The 14396-nt window shown below is 47.4% G+C and carries 16 protein-coding genes; 4 read left to right on the top strand and 12 right to left on the bottom strand.

Annotated features, from left to right (window positions below):
- Positions 1-42: 42 nt before the first annotated feature.
- From PTQ21_RS10435 to PTQ21_RS10425, 3 genes are read right to left on the bottom strand one after another with little or no spacing between them, the layout of a single operon-like run.
- Positions 43-921: a carbohydrate ABC transporter permease gene (locus PTQ21_RS10435; RefSeq protein ID WP_063567831.1), complete on the bottom strand. Its 879-nt coding sequence runs from the start codon at positions 919-921 to the stop codon at positions 43-45.
- 12 nt (positions 922-933) lie between these two features.
- Positions 934-1851 (bottom strand): ABC transporter permease, encoded by a 918-nt coding sequence (locus PTQ21_RS10430; RefSeq protein ID WP_063567852.1) that lies wholly within the window; start codon positions 1849-1851, stop codon positions 934-936.
- 56 nt (positions 1852-1907) lie between these two features.
- Positions 1908-2117, bottom strand: coding sequence for a tautomerase family protein (locus PTQ21_RS10425; protein ID WP_063567830.1), 210 nt, complete (start codon positions 2115-2117; stop codon positions 1908-1910).
- Between the two features lie 280 nt (positions 2118-2397).
- Here PTQ21_RS10425 and PTQ21_RS10420 point away from each other — a divergent pair, with 280 nt between their 5' ends.
- Positions 2398-2976: a TetR/AcrR family transcriptional regulator gene (locus tag PTQ21_RS10420; protein ID WP_274569766.1), complete on the top strand. Its 579-nt coding sequence runs from the start codon at positions 2398-2400 to the stop codon at positions 2974-2976.
- An 80-nt stretch (positions 2977-3056) separates the two neighbouring features.
- Positions 3057-5243, top strand: a complete 2187-nt coding sequence (locus PTQ21_RS10415; RefSeq protein WP_274570476.1) for a YhgE/Pip domain-containing protein — start codon at positions 3057-3059, stop codon at positions 5241-5243.
- 127 nt (positions 5244-5370) lie between these two features.
- Here PTQ21_RS10415 and PTQ21_RS10410 read toward each other — a convergent pair whose 3' ends face one another.
- The 7 genes from PTQ21_RS10410 to PTQ21_RS10380 all read right to left on the bottom strand — a co-directional run bounded on the left by PTQ21_RS10410 (position 5371) and on the right by PTQ21_RS10380 (position 9976).
- Positions 5371-5709 carry a DUF4190 domain-containing protein gene (locus tag PTQ21_RS10410; RefSeq protein ID WP_274569765.1) on the bottom strand — a complete coding sequence of 113 codons (339 nt, stop codon included), beginning with the start codon at positions 5707-5709 and terminating at the stop codon, positions 5371-5373.
- 176 nt (positions 5710-5885) lie between these two features.
- A complete protein-coding gene (locus tag PTQ21_RS10405; RefSeq protein WP_274569764.1) occupies positions 5886-6641 on the bottom strand; it encodes an amino acid ABC transporter ATP-binding protein in 756 nt (251 codons plus the stop codon).
- Between the two features lie 62 nt (positions 6642-6703).
- A complete protein-coding gene (locus PTQ21_RS10400; protein ID WP_063565931.1) occupies positions 6704-7363 on the bottom strand; it encodes an amino acid ABC transporter permease in 660 nt (219 codons plus the stop codon).
- A 109-nt stretch (positions 7364-7472) separates the two neighbouring features.
- Complete coding sequence (locus PTQ21_RS10395; RefSeq protein WP_063565932.1) at positions 7473-8243, bottom strand: amino acid ABC transporter substrate-binding protein; 771 nt, start codon at positions 8241-8243, stop codon at positions 7473-7475.
- 130 nt (positions 8244-8373) lie between these two features.
- A complete protein-coding gene (locus PTQ21_RS10390; RefSeq protein ID WP_269053510.1) occupies positions 8374-8931 on the bottom strand; it encodes a DUF4825 domain-containing protein in 558 nt (185 codons plus the stop codon).
- Positions 8928-9620, bottom strand: coding sequence for a permease prefix domain 1-containing protein (locus tag PTQ21_RS10385; protein WP_079695063.1), 693 nt, complete (start codon positions 9618-9620; stop codon positions 8928-8930). The genes PTQ21_RS10390 and PTQ21_RS10385 overlap by 4 nt, the downstream gene beginning before the upstream one ends.
- Entirely contained in the window at positions 9617-9976 is a 360-nt protein-coding gene (locus PTQ21_RS10380; RefSeq protein ID WP_072735136.1) for a PadR family transcriptional regulator, read from the bottom strand. Before PTQ21_RS10380 ends, PTQ21_RS10385 begins: the two co-directional genes overlap by 4 nt.
- Positions 9977-10275: 299 nt before the next feature.
- On the opposite strand from PTQ21_RS10380, the gene PTQ21_RS10375 reads away from it, so the two are divergent.
- The gene (locus PTQ21_RS10375) at positions 10276-10710 is read left to right on the top strand and encodes a hypothetical protein (protein WP_274569763.1); all 435 of its coding nucleotides are present in this window, start codon (positions 10276-10278) and stop codon (positions 10708-10710) included.
- 48 nt (positions 10711-10758) lie between these two features.
- Here the strand turns inward: PTQ21_RS10375 and melA are convergent, their stop codons facing one another.
- The gene (gene melA / locus PTQ21_RS10370) at positions 10759-12264 is read right to left on the bottom strand and encodes an alpha-glucosidase/alpha-galactosidase (protein WP_274569762.1); all 1506 of its coding nucleotides are present in this window, start codon (positions 12262-12264) and stop codon (positions 10759-10761) included.
- Between the two features lie 232 nt (positions 12265-12496).
- On the bottom strand, positions 12497-13504 hold the full coding sequence (locus PTQ21_RS10365) for an AraC family transcriptional regulator (RefSeq protein ID WP_274569761.1): 1008 nt from the start codon (positions 13502-13504) through the stop codon (positions 12497-12499).
- A gap of 183 nt (positions 13505-13687) precedes the next feature.
- Here PTQ21_RS10365 and PTQ21_RS10360 point away from each other — a divergent pair, with 183 nt between their 5' ends.
- On the top strand, positions 13688-14290 hold the full coding sequence (locus tag PTQ21_RS10360) for a histidine phosphatase family protein (protein WP_274569760.1): 603 nt from the start codon (positions 13688-13690) through the stop codon (positions 14288-14290).
- Positions 14291-14396 lie beyond the last annotated feature (106 nt).

Below are 14396 nucleotides of genomic sequence, written 5' to 3'. Positions count from 1 at the left end.
CGCCATTCCCCCGTTTCCGTCAGATCTGTATGCTTCTTGTACTTAAGATTTGACGGAGCCGACCATGATTCCTTTTACAAAATGCTTTTGCAGGAAAGGGTAAATGATAATAATCGGCAGGGTGGCGATGATGATGGTTGCCATTTTGATGCCTTCCGGCGATGTATGTGCAAGGGTGCTATAGACGGCTGAACCTGGATCGACGGAAATATCGTCACTCTCAAACAGCTTCTTGAGTGTTACCTGGATCGGCCACCAGGCCGGATCATTCAGATAATAAAGCGCGGTGGAATAGGCGTTCCAGTGGCCTACCGCATAGAAAATGCCGAGTGATGCCATAGCCGGTTTGGACAATGGAATGACGATACGCCAGATGATACCGAATTCCCCACAGCCATCAATACGGGCAGCGTCGATCAGTTCGCCCGGAAGCTGTGCGAAGAACGAGCGCATAACGAAAAAGTTAAAGGCATTAATCGCTCCTGGCACAATTAGAACCAGCGGGTTGTTGACCAGATGCAGTTCCTTCATCAATATGAAGTTCGGAATGAGTGGCGCCGAGAACACAACGGTCACTAAGACAAACATGACGACCAGGGAGCGCCCCTTGTACTCTGGACGGGAAACGGGATACGCCAGCGATGCCGTTGCAGCGAGATTGACCAGCGTCCCGAACAGCGTCACCCCAACCGATACCGCAAATGCCCGCCAGAACGAAGCATCGCCGAATACATATTCATAATTGATCCAGGTAAAAGCAACAGGCCAGAAGCTGACCTTTCCGCCCATGATCGCTTCCGAGCTGCTAAGAGATTGAGCCAGCACATTAATGAAAGGCAGAATCATCGTCAACGAGAGCAGCGTAAGAAAAACGAGATTTCCAATGCGGAATATACGGTAACGGACACTAGGGGTACGCATCTATCTCGCCTCCTAATACAGGCTTTCGCCGGTTGTTTTTTTGCTGAAGAAATTACCGAGTAGAACAAGCATCAAACCCACGACCGACTTGAACAACCCGATGGCCGTTGTATAGCTGTATTGCTGTGAGAGAAGGCCGGCTTTGTAGATATACGTATCGAGAATTTCTCCAGATTCCAGATTGAGCGGATTCAGGAATACAAACACACGCTCAAAGCCCAGATCGAGGAACTTTCCGATGTGCAGCAGCAGCAAGATCATAATCGTCGGCAGTAATGATGGCAGAGTAATCGACCATATTTGCTTCAAACGTCCGGCTCCATCCACCTCTGCCGCCTCATACAGATCGGGATTAATTCCCGCAATGGCAGCCAGGAAAATAATTGTGCCGTAACCGGAATCCCGCCAAATCCCCGAACCGATCAGAATGGAACGAATGTAAGAGTCTTCCCCAAGAAAGTAGATCGGTTGCATGCCCAGAAATCCAAGTGCCTTGTTCACCACCCCGGCATCCATCGAGAAAATACCCATGAAGATACCACTAATGACGACCCAGGACAGAAAGTGAGGCATGTAAACAATCGTTTGCAGCAAACGCTTAAACACAATCATCCGTACTTCATTCAGCAGAATGGCCAGTAAGATCGGTACCGGGAATGCAATTACCAGATCATATAGTCCGAGCAGAAGTGTGTTATTGAGAATTCGCAAAAAGTCATAATGGCTGAACATCTTCTGGAAATGCTCCAACCCTACCCAATCACTTCCGGTGATGCCTTTGAAAATATTGTAGTTCTGAAAAGCAATGATCGAGCCGAACAGAGGCACATATTTGAAAAGGAAAAAATACAGAATGCCCGGTACGGAGAGCAGATATAGTATCCGGTATCGCCACAGATAACGTCCCGCATCTCCGAGCCGAGTGCCCAGACCAGACGAGTTAAGTCTGGCTGTTCCCCTGCTTGGCGGCGCGATGTCCGCCGGCTTCACGTCTTCTCCCCTCCTTGCTTCTGTGATTGCATGGCTTTCAAATTATCAGGAACGTTCTCGTCCCATGGAATTTCATTGAATTCAACGGAAATGTAATCCGGCTCACGGTCGATAATACGCGAGAGCTCGCGTGTGAACACCTCCACTATCTCCTGCTTTTGCTCATCCGTCCTGCCTTCATACAGCCTGATCGTAATTTCTGGCATCCGAGTTAAGCTCCCTTCAACACATAATGTAAACGCTTTAACAACTTCATCTTAGCGTTCCTGTGAGAGAGCAACAATGGACTGTCTTTTCGTTCACTTGTGTTTTCTTTAGGTGGGGATGATGGTGGAGGGCTAATATTTCGGATGGGCTTATGACAAACATCACTTCCTTCCTCCCCATTCAATGATACATTTGTTTACGACCAATTGACCAAATAAGTAATCCGGTCAACTCTGAGTTGTCTTTTATCATTGCATACGATCAGGAGGTGCACATACCATGAAAACCATCGATCGAAGACAGCAAGTCATGGACTCTGCTGAGAAATCATTCGCGCTGTTTGGATACAAAGCCACCACAATGGAGCAAGTTGCGAGACTGGCCAATGTGGGCAAAGGTACGATCTATACTTTTTTCGAAAACAAGGAAGAACTGTTCGGAGAGATCCTCCACTCGATCATTGCTGATATGAAGCGAATTACGGAACAAACTGTTCAAGACGACAAACCATTTCTTGAGAACGTACACCAGAGCATGGACGCTTTGCTGGAGTATAGAGAGGAACATGAGCTGTTAATCAAGCTGTTTCAGGAGGTAAACGAGTTCGGCACGCCTCAGGCAAAGGAAGGTCTGCAAAAAGTAGAAACCGCCATTCTCGAATATCTGGAACGCCAAATTCAGCGCGCCATGGAACTAGAGCAGATTCGTGAAGACGATCCAAGGCTGGTCTCTTTTGTCCTGTTGAAGCTGTACGTCACCTTAACATCCGATTGGAACAAAGCGCATCCTTCGCTGCATAAGGATCAGATCAAGGATTTCGTGGGCCTCTTTCTCAAAAGTGGATTATCCCCTACATAAAGAAAGATGTGAATATGAATCCTTTATTGATTAGAGAGAGATATAGCAACAGAGTAGCGTAATGATGGGGAGAGAACATGATGAAATCATTCACTGTATTTGGGCAGGATTTGAAATCTGCCTTCAAGAAACCAAAAGTATTTATTCCGATTCTCGTGGTGCTGTTCATTCCGGTACTGTATAGCGGTCTGTTCCTCAATGCGTTCTGGGACCCTTACGGCAAAATGAATGAACTGCCTGTCGCCGTGGTCAACACGGATCAGGGGGCAACCTACAATGACAAATCGCTGGAAGTCGGACAGAATCTGGTCGATGAATTGAAAAAAAGTGACGACTTCAACTGGCAATTTGTAACCCGAGAAGAAGCCGAGAAAGGCATGGAAGACAACACGTATTATATGACGATTGTTATTCCAGAAGATTTTTCTGCAAAAGCAACCACTCTGATGGATGACCATCCCGAGCCGGCAGAGCTGATCTATGAACCCAATGAAGGATACAACTTCCTTGCGGGTCAGATTGGCGGGACAGCGGTCAAACAGATCAAATCCAAAGTCTCGGCCAAAGTGACGGAATCGTATACCGAAACGTTACTCGACCAGGTGGAGAAGATCTCTAGCGGTTTGGCGGATGCCGGAGATGGCGCAGGTCAGATTAACGAGGGTGCGGTTAAGCTGGATGAAGGTGCCTCCAAGTTGAAAGAGAACCTATCCAAACTGGCCGATGGAACCAACAAACTCGAAACAGGCATTACCCCGTTAAAAGAAGGCACGAACACCTTAGCTCAGGGTATTGATGAGCTTCATACAGGAGCCAGCTCCCTTTCCAATGGCTTGTCCCGATTGGCGGCAGCAGGTGCGAAGCTTGGTGACGGAGCAGCACAGGCTGAAGCTGGCGGCAAAAAGTTACAGGCTGGGATTCAATCTGCTCAGGAAGGAGTCGCAAAATTGGATGCTGGACTGGCTGCAACCGAGGAAGGCAGCGCCAAGCTGACCGCTGGATTGCAGACTTCAGTCGGAGGCAGTGGCAAAGTAAGTGAAGGTGCCAAGGCCGTTGCGCAAGGTCTTGCTCAATTAGCTGAAGCCAGTCCAGAGTTAGCTGCTAACCCGGCTGTACAGCAACTCCTGGCAGCAAGCCAGGCTGTTGCCGCTGGTAGTGAACAGGTATATCAAGGTGGACAGCAATTGCTCGAAGGCAGCCAAAACCTGCAAGCTGCTCAACAGCAGCTGCACCAAGGCAGCAGCCAGTTAGTGCAGGGTGAGCAGCAGCTTCTAGAAGGAGCAACGCAATTGTCCGCTGGGCAGGTGCAGCTTGCGACTGGCCTCCAGCAGTTCAACGCCAAGTTGTCTGAGGCTGCCGCTGGCGGAGCCAAACTTTCAGAGGGTTCGAGTCAATTAAACGCAGGTGCAGGAAAACTGGTTGATGGATTGGACCAACTTTCAGAGGGAATCACTACCATTGCAGACGGTTCCCGCAAGCTGGATGATGGCGCTGGAGATTTAAAAGAAGGTACCTCCAAATTGACCGACGGCTCTGGTGAGCTTGCCACCAAACTGAATGATGCCGCCGATCAAACGGGTAGTGTGAAAAAGACGGATGAACTCGTAACGATGTACGCAGAGCCCGTTCAGGTGGATGAACATAAACATAATGAAGTGCCCAACTATGGTACAGGATTCTCACCATACTTCCTGTCATTGGGACTGTTTGTCGGGGCGTTGATTGCAACGCTGGTTGTACCAACACGCAGCAGCTCGGTTACCGATGCGAGTGGCTGGAATCGTTTTGTGAGCAGAACGCTGGCTTTCACGATCATGAGTGCCATGCAGTCCTTGCTCGCTTCCTGGCTTGTCTTGTCCGGCTTGGGCCTGGAAGTTCAAAGCGTGCCTTTGTTCCTTTTATTCAGTTTCGTTACCAGCCTGACCTTCATGTATATCATTCAGGCTCTGGTTACTTGGTTGGAGAATCCCGGCCGCTTCCTGGCGATCCTCATGTTAATCTTCCAACTGACCACCAGTGCGGGTACATTCCCATTGGAGCTCATTCCGAATTGGCTGAAAGGTTTCAATCCATGGCTGCCAATGACCTATTCGGTCACCGGGTATAAAGCTGTTATTTCGAGTGGACAGTTCGGTGTGGCATGGGATCAGATCGGTATTCTGTGCATCTTTGCTGTGATTGGCCTGGCAGCTACCTTTACCTATTTCATAATGCATCGTACGAGTAAAGTCGAAGAAGTAAATAGTGAGGCAGTGCTTCACGTATAAGATAGAAAAATAAAAAGCAAGGCTTGTTGTAAGCAACACCCTCGTCTGAATAACAGCGGGTGTTTGCTTATACACGGCCTTGCTTTTTTTGATCATGAGAAAAAGAAGTAGGGAACTGCTCAAACACTTAGTATGTAGAAGTAATATTGGTACTTACCAAAAAAGTAAATAGCAGTACAAGTATAATGAGAATAGCATAGAGAGCCGTCCCAATAATCCCACAGACAAGACCCGCAATGGCCAACCCTTTCCCCTGTTCCATACGAATTCTGAGTTCTTTCAGTGCCAGAGACGCAAATATGATAGCTACGATACCAATAAAAAATCCCAAGTATGGTATGGTGAGCGACAAAATCCCCAAGACAAGAGCTGCGATAGACTTGCTATTGGTTTTTGGTACTACATAAGGTGGTGGCGGAAGCGGATCGCTATAATAACGATCCACATCATTGTGACGTTGATCCAAAGGTAAATCCTCCCTGTTTAATAAGTAGTCTTATTATACTTGATTAACTGGAAAAATATGCTCCATTATTTGTAAATATTCCGATTTTATTAAAAAAATCCGGATCCATCGTCGACTTTCGTCGAACCAATGAATTCGGATCCCGTTTACATTCATATCTTAACTCGTCTTAACCTCTACCCTTCCACTTCCACCCGCTGCAAAAACGTACGCGTGCGCTCCATCTTGGCATTGCCGAAGATCTGCTCCGGTGGACCCGACTCGGCGATTTCACCGTTATCCATGAAGAAGACGCGATCCGCGACATCGCGGGCAAAGCTCATCTCATGGGTGACGATCATCATCGTCATATTCTCCTGTGCCAACTGCTTGATGACACGCAGCACTTCCCCCGTCAGCTCGGGATCGAGTGCCGAGGTCGGCTCGTCGAACAGCAGAATATCGGGCTGCATCATAAGTGCGCGGGCAATCGCTACGCGCTGTTTCTGTCCACCGGACAGGTTAGCGGGATAAGCATCCGCCTTGTCAGACAGCCCTACTTTACCGAGCAATTCCAAACTGCGCTGCCGGATGATCGCTGAGCTTTCTTTTTTCAACGTCTTCGGTGCCAGTTCCAGATTCGCCTGTACCGTCAGATGCGGAAACAGGTTGAAATGCTGAAAGACCATGCCCATGCGATCCGTAATCTTTCGAATATCCGCGGCACCTGCATACGATCCGTTCTCAGCCAGCGCCTGGCCTTGGATACGAATGGTGCCACCCGAAATATCCTCAAGATGAATCAGGCTGCGCAGCATCGTACTTTTACCCGAACCGGAAGGTCCAATCACGGCAATGACCTCACCCGGCTCCACGTTGAACGTTACCTGCTTCAGCACATCAAGTGTGCCGAATGATTTTCTTAATTGATTCACTTCTATAATATGTGTCATATGCAGACAGTCCTTTAATTGATGAGATTGGATAACTTCATAAACTTCTGTTCCGTTCGTTTTTACTCAAATGTATAACGTTTCTCCAGTGCCTTGAAGAACAAGGTGAGTACCATGGTCAGCAACAAATAAATAATACCTGCAACCAGGAACGGCGTCAGACGGAAATCCCGGTTTACTGCGGCCTGTGCATAATGGAGCAACTCGGGTACGGCAACTGCATACAGCAACGCCGTATCTTTAATTAACGTAATGGACTCGTTCGCCGTCGCAGGCAGTACAACCCGGATCATCTGCGGGATGATGACTTTCGTCATCGTCTGCCATTTGCTTAGGCCCAGTACCTGTGCGGCTTCATGTTGTCCTTTATCAATCGAGAGCAATCCACCTCTGAAAATCTCGGCAAAATAGGCACCATAATTCAAAATAAAAGCTAGTGCTGCCGCCGTGAAACGGTCAAATACAAGATACTCCCCTACGCCTGGAAGCAGCGGCAGACCGAAGCAAAAGAACAACAGCTGAAGCATCAGCGGCGTTCCTCGCATCACATATACGTACGTATGAGCGATCCATGCCAACGGCTTGAATCGGCTTTTCATCAATAAGGTTACTCCAAATCCAAGTGGTACAGACACTATAATAGCCAGCAAAAATAAAAAGATCGTGGTCTGTGCCCCTTCAAGCATGGGCTTCATGATGCCCAATAAATACTCCCAGCTCATCGCAATCGGCTCCTCTAATCTGTTAACCCCGCATTCCGCAGGAGACTTGCTCCTTTTTGGAATCCGGGGTCATGTTGTTTACTACATATGTCAGGCAAGTGGCCTGATCCTATTTCAAAACTTCATCTTCACCAAACCATTTGGTGGAAATCTCGGCTGCTGTGCCATCGGCATTCAGCTCATCCAACGCTTTTTGCAGCTGATTCAGCAGTTCTTCATTGCCTTTTTTCACACCAATGCCGTATTGTTCCGGAGCAAGGGATTCATCCAGCAGTTTGAACGTTCCCTCTTCCTTGGACATGTAATATCTCGCGACCACTTCGTCGATGATGACAGCATCCAAACGTTTCGTCTTGAGATCGGTAAGGGCCAGTACGTTGTCCGGGAATTCGGAAGCATTCACTTTATCCTTCAGAGGACTTGCCGCGAGTGCATCTGCCGCAGAGGACAAGGCCTGCAATCCTACATTTTTGCCATCCAGTTCATCCAGCTTCGTAATCGGTGAGTCCGCGAGTGTGACTGCAACCTGGCTGTTCTCCAGATACGGCTTCGTGAACAGCACTTTATCTTTCCGCTCATCCGTAATCGTGTACCCGTTCCAGATCAGGTCGATTCGGCCGCTGTTCAGCTCCGATTCTTTGGAAGACCAATCAATGGGCTGAAACGTAATTTCTTTACCCATTTTCTCCGCTGCCGCTCTTGCATAGTCAATATCAAAACCAACAATTTCATTCTTGTCATCCCGGAAGCCCATTGGAGCAAATTTATCATCTATCCCCACAATAATGGCATGTTCATCTTTGCTTCCCGAGCTGGAACATCCCGCAACAACAATCATGCATATGCTGATCAATAATAGAAATATCGCTTGTTTTCTCATCTCTCTAACCCCTCCATGTCTATAACCAAACCCAAACGCTTTAGTTCGTTACCACGTTATCAGAGTCTTATAATAACATAGCATAGGAGAAGAGTCGAGCCTCTTACCTTTTCCTTATCTTTGAACCAGCTTAATTGTCAACAATTTGTGAAAAAGCTTCGTTCACTTGCGCGGGATCCACTAGCTTCTTACGCACCAATGTATCCCACTCCTCAGGTTCCTGAAGGGTTTTCAGTTCCGTTCCGGCCCATTGCTGGGCGGCTTCACGGCTCAAAGTATATTGAACATCCTCAAATGAATAAAGCACATGCTCCAAATTATCAATCCATACAAAATTGGCAGCAGCATTATATACAAGTATTCGTTCCAACTCTTCGGGCTTCATCTCGCTGGTATTCATCCTGTAATTAATCTGAGCCGTAAATGTCTCTGGAACCAACTGATACCCATTCAATTGGCCGTTTAGAGGCAAGGCTTGATTCAAATGGCTGAGATTAGAGAAGTCTCCCATATAAGCACTGCGATATTTCGCTAATGCCGCAAAATCATGGGTCAACGGATCTTGCTGCTCTGCTTCATACTGCGACTGCTTCGCCTCTATTCTCGGATTAACGACGCCCTCAACCACAATAACACCAAAGATACCGAGCATGACCAATGCAATAATCCATTTATTCTTTCCCGTCATATGACATCGCCTGCCTCATACTTGCTCACGATCCGATACGCCCTCTGCACGATCAAAGGAATAATAATACTTAATAAAGGTATGGCAAAAGCAATTGCGATTACCGTAAATTGATAGGGTCCCTCTACCTGAATCGGTCGACTATACCAGATGTTGCTTCCAAATCGCAGCGCCGCCTGTGTACCCCATAACACAACGATGAGCCCTGCCCATAACCACCACACTCTGCGCGTCCATTGTAAGAACACAGGTGTACGAATAACGGCAGTGTCCTCTGGATCAGTCGAAGTATTTTTATTTTTCATCATGTAAAATACATACGCTCCACCAACGATCACACTCATGATCATAAGCAAATTGTTAATGGTTGCGCCCTGGACCATGACTCTCATTGGAATGGTAATGATCCAGGCGATAAGACTATAGATCAAGGCAGACTGCAACACCGCAGTCCAATAAGGAACGCGATGCACCCTGCGATGATCACTCATGATCTGCTCCATGCCAGCCACATGTTGTATGGCAGTCTGAAAAGCCTGCTCCTCGTCCATACCCTGCTCCATATAATCTTCAATTCGTGCAGCGAGATTACTGTGAATCTCTTCTTTTAACTCCTGATTGGCCAATGTATCCTGCGCATCATTGAACAGACGATTCACATAGCGGGTAATGCGAGCTTCCAATGTCATATCCCTTCATCTCCCTTTTCCCCGGAAATAATCATGCAGTCAATCAATGTTTTGGCTGCGTGCCAAGCGTGAACTTGCTGGGTATAAGCTTCCTGCCCCTGCGTTGTAATTCGGTAATATTTGCGTCGTCCTCCCTGGCTCTCTTCCCCCCAGTAGGATTCCACATATCCGCTCTTCTCCAGCCTTTTCAGACTGGAATAGAGTGTCGGTTCCTTTAATTCAAACCGGTCTCCACTCTTGCGATAAATTTCCTTAATAATGCTATAGCCGTAGTTATCCTTCGGTATAAGTACACTCAGAATAATGGGGTCAATGTTGCCTCGAATGAGGTCACTGTTAATCGCTTGTTCATCCATCTGCCAGATTCACCGACTTTCTTCAATCCTGGGTATACTATAAGACATATTACTATGTCTGTAAAGGTAATATGTATCGCATGGTATATATGCGTAGCAATGAGCAACATTCTTCTCTTTTTCTTCGTCTGGAAGATATTAGGGGGGTGGCTAAAATAAATTTTTTCATTACTATAAGAACATTGGCTTCACTCGTGTTCCTTACAACTTTGCTGATATTATCCGGCTGTAATCCTACTCCAAGTAACGGCACAAACGAACCTCCCTCTCTCCCATCGCCAGATACAAAGGAAGCTGAATTGGGTTCACTAGAGGAGAACGCTAAGGAATCTGGACCCAACTTACCCCAGGAACTGCCTACTCCAACTATCCAGAGCGAAAGCGGCATCTCTATTCCAGCTGTACAGGGCAGTTATTGCTGGGGAGGTATGTGTGCTGACTATGCAGGTGATGTGGAATTGCTGGAAGGTAAAGTACCTGTCTCGGTGTTGGTGGGCGAGAACATATCTATTAACTTGAGTACGGATGTACCGCCTAACGAATTCACTCTGGTTGAATATGTGAACGGGGAGGCACGTCCCATCTCTTTCCGAGAAGGATCATTCCAGTTTGCACAGGAAAAAGGCACTCATTATTATGGAGCCTTTATCGGCTGGTCTTCCCCAAAAAAATCGCAGGTTTCCTTGGGTGATTCCTCTTTTGCCTTTGTAATCCGTGGTGTCGAAAAAAAATAGAACCAAACAAGGCCCCTCCAATTTTGGAGAGGCCCTACTCATTTTTATCTATTGCTGCACTTTCTCGCGATCTTTCCCTTTATCCGATTCACCCGCATTTTTGTTGGCGGCATCGCGATCCTGCTGCATCTCCTCAACGGTTTTCACTTTGAGACGTGCAGCACCTTCGTATTCCTTCGTAGGAATCAGGTTGCCTGCAGCAAGTCTTGCTTCTGCCGCGGCAATCGCATCACCATATTGCGGCAACCATTCGGCTTGGGCGACCAGCATCTCGTCGACCATTTGCCAGATTTCTTTTGGATTACATACTGCACCCACGAGTGGGTCCATCATGAACGCCTGACGCAATAGTTTATCGTCACCATGTACCGCAGCTTCAACCGCAAGCCGTTGAACGGAAATGCTCACATTACACACGGCAGCCGGGCCGAGTGGCAGGTCGCCTACATACGGCATCGAAATGCCGTTGCGATCCACATATCCCGGTGCTTCAATGATCGCATCATCCGGCAGATTGGAGATCACACCGTTATTGACGGTATTGAAGTGTCCGCGGTATACTCGTCCCGTTTCCAATCCTTCTATAATGTAGGAACCATGTTCTCCGCCTCGTTTTTCCGGGGCAAATTGCATCGGTTCATCCTTCATCCAGTTCGGGAAATCAGTCTCAAACCAATTTCTGCCCTCTGTACACACACGCAAATACCCACCTGTCTCGCCGTTAATCCAGTTGCCCAGATCAATCCATTCCTTGATCTCTTCCGGACGTTTGCGGTACCAAGGCACATATTCGCTAAGGTGACCATTCGATTCCGTGCTGTAATAACCAAATCGGCGCAACATATCAATCCGCACTTTCTCGGTACGGCTATACTCTGGATGTTTCTCGAAGGCTTCGAGCAAATCACCCGTAAGGTCTTTACCTTCATGGGATGCCTTGATGTACCAGGTCTGATGATTAATTCCGGCACATACGATATCCACTTCATTCATTTTCAGTCCAAACGCTTCTGCAATCTGATGATGCCCATGCTGTACCCCGTGACATAGTCCAATCGTGCGAACACCGCCATACTTGTTGCAGGCCCATGTCAGCATAGCCATCGGGTTGGAATAATTGAGGAGCAGCACATCCGGTGCGCTTTGCTCACGAATATCCTTACAGATGTCGAGCATTTCGGCAATTCCGCGCTGTCCGTACATAATCCCACCTGCACACAACGTATCGCCGACACATTGATCTACCCCATATTTGAGCGGAATATCCACATCGGTTGCAAAAGCTTCCAACCCGCCTACACGGATTGTACACAGTACATACTTCGCATCCTTGAGCGCTTCTCTCCGGTCTGTTGTCGGCTGAATCTGAATATTCAGTCCATTCTCGCGGATATCGCGCTGACACAGCTCGGTAACCATGTCCAGATTGTGCTGACTAATATCACAGAACGCAATCTCTATATTGTTGAATTCCGGTACCGCGAGCAAATCCCGCAGCAACCCCCGTGTAAATCCGATACTGCCTGCCCCGATAAATGCCACTTTAAACGACATGCACAGTTCCTCCCGTAATCCGAAACGATTGGCTTCGGTTAATGACTTCATTCAGTAACACTTGCAATTGAATTGAAGTTGCCTGATGAAATCATTGTAACAACGGTACATAAGGAAGCGTTATCAAAATCATGACCAGTTCACGAAGTAGCTGTCAAAAATCCTCACATTTGTGTCCGAAGATCTTTCAGCCTATCCTGCTCAGATAAAAACAGAGTATCTATTCCCCTTATTATTCCAGTGGATAATGACTGACATGTCGCTCCATCGAGGAACGGAATTCAACCGGAGTTCGGCCTGTATATTTCTTGAACAACATATGAAAATACTGTCTGCTCCCCACGCCCACGTAATCGGAAATTTCGGAGATTGGAATATCGGTCTGTTGCAGCAGCATCTTCGCCTTTTCCATTCGGAGCATCGTGAGATAATCGGTAGGCGTGCGCTTCGTCTGCTGGCGAAAAATACGGTGCAAATAGCCTGGATGCAGATTCACTGCTGCTGCGATATCCTTCATTTGAATATTACGATCCATATTGTGATGCATGAATTCAATCGTACGTTTCACGTACAGCTCCGTCTGATCCAACGCACTTCGGTTGAATTCCCCGCGCAGTCTTGCGACCCGAACCAGCAGTTGGATAAACAACGTGCGTACCAGCGTACCTTGCTCAGGCGACTTCAGATCACGGGATTCGCGATGATGCGAGCGTTCCTCCGGCGGAATAATCCGCATAGGTGCAGAAGATCGACCCTGCTCCATCAGTCCACGCTGATCCAGCTCCAGCACTAGGCTTTTCATAATGTGGTACACCTCTTCCGGGTCAGGCAAAACCACATAAGGCGTGGCTTGTGCTAGAAAAGCATGGACTTCCTCCTCTTCCAGTGCGAGCTGGCGAATGGAAGGCTGGCCTGGCTGCGATCTGGAAACTCCAAATTCCACATTGAGCATGCGGCACGGGACGCCATCCTCTACCAGCAGACGGTGTGGAACCCCTGCGTCCAGCAGAATGAACTGCCCTTTTTTTAATACTGCCTGTTCCGAGCTGCCATCCTGCATCTGTACATCGACCCGGCACATTCCCGAAATAATGTACATGATCTCCGTGGAATCATGATCGTGATAGGACATCTGGTAGTTGTCCCATTGCTTGTAATAATACGCGTAAAAACGCGGTCCATAGTCCTCTGTGCGCAGTTTCTCCTGAAACAGACTGCCTGTCCAATGTTTTGCTTCCAATGCCTGCACCTCCGTTGCTGCAACGATCCTCACTTTTTTCCATTGTAGCAAGTCTCGGCGATGTATTTCACCATGTAATTGAAAAATCATTGCGATTATAAATTAGATAAATATATAATTAGTTATAAATCTAATCAATTTTATTTTATCTAATCTAATCTATAACGAGGAGGTAGTGAGACTATGAAAACTACATTTTTTCTGGTGAGGCATGCATTAAAAGAAAAGCGCATCGGTGATGTTCCCATCACATCCGAGGGAGTTGTACAAGCTAAGTCGACAGCACATCATTTGGCTAACGTACCTGTCACCAAAATCATTGCAAGCCCACTTCAAAGAGCGATCGACACTGCGGCGCATATTGCTCTCCAAACAAACGTTACGGTGACTGAAGACCAGCGTCTGCGTGAACGCGCCAACTGGGGGGACCTGCCTGAACAAACATTTGAAGAATTCATCGCGATGTGGGACAGATGCACAAGTGATCCAGACTACCTCCCACCTGTGGGTGATTCCTCTAAGCAGGCAGGCCAACGTTTGGCCTTTTTCCTAACGGAATTGACGAATGTAGAGCCACCAGATAGCCATATCGTTATCGTTACTCATGGCGGGTTAATTACGGATTTTCTAGTAAACACATTCCCAGAGCTTGAACTTAACGTCTGGCATCCTAATTTTATCGCCATGCAAAGTCAACTGATTCCCGAATGCTCCATCACCACATTGATTCATGAAAACGGAAAGTACACCATTCAAGATTTTGCATCCGTAGCACATTTGAAATGATGATGTCGTTTGTTGTTTCGGTTTGACCATATCAAAAAAACTCCGGGTAACCTCCCGTACGCCTAAACGCACCGAGGTTACTCCAGAGCTTCTTAATACAACAGTA

This window comes from Paenibacillus marchantiae (assembly GCF_028771845.1).
Lineage (GTDB): Bacteria > Bacillota > Bacilli > Paenibacillales > Paenibacillaceae > Paenibacillus > Paenibacillus marchantiae.
This window is presented reverse-complemented; position numbering and strand designations above follow the sequence as displayed.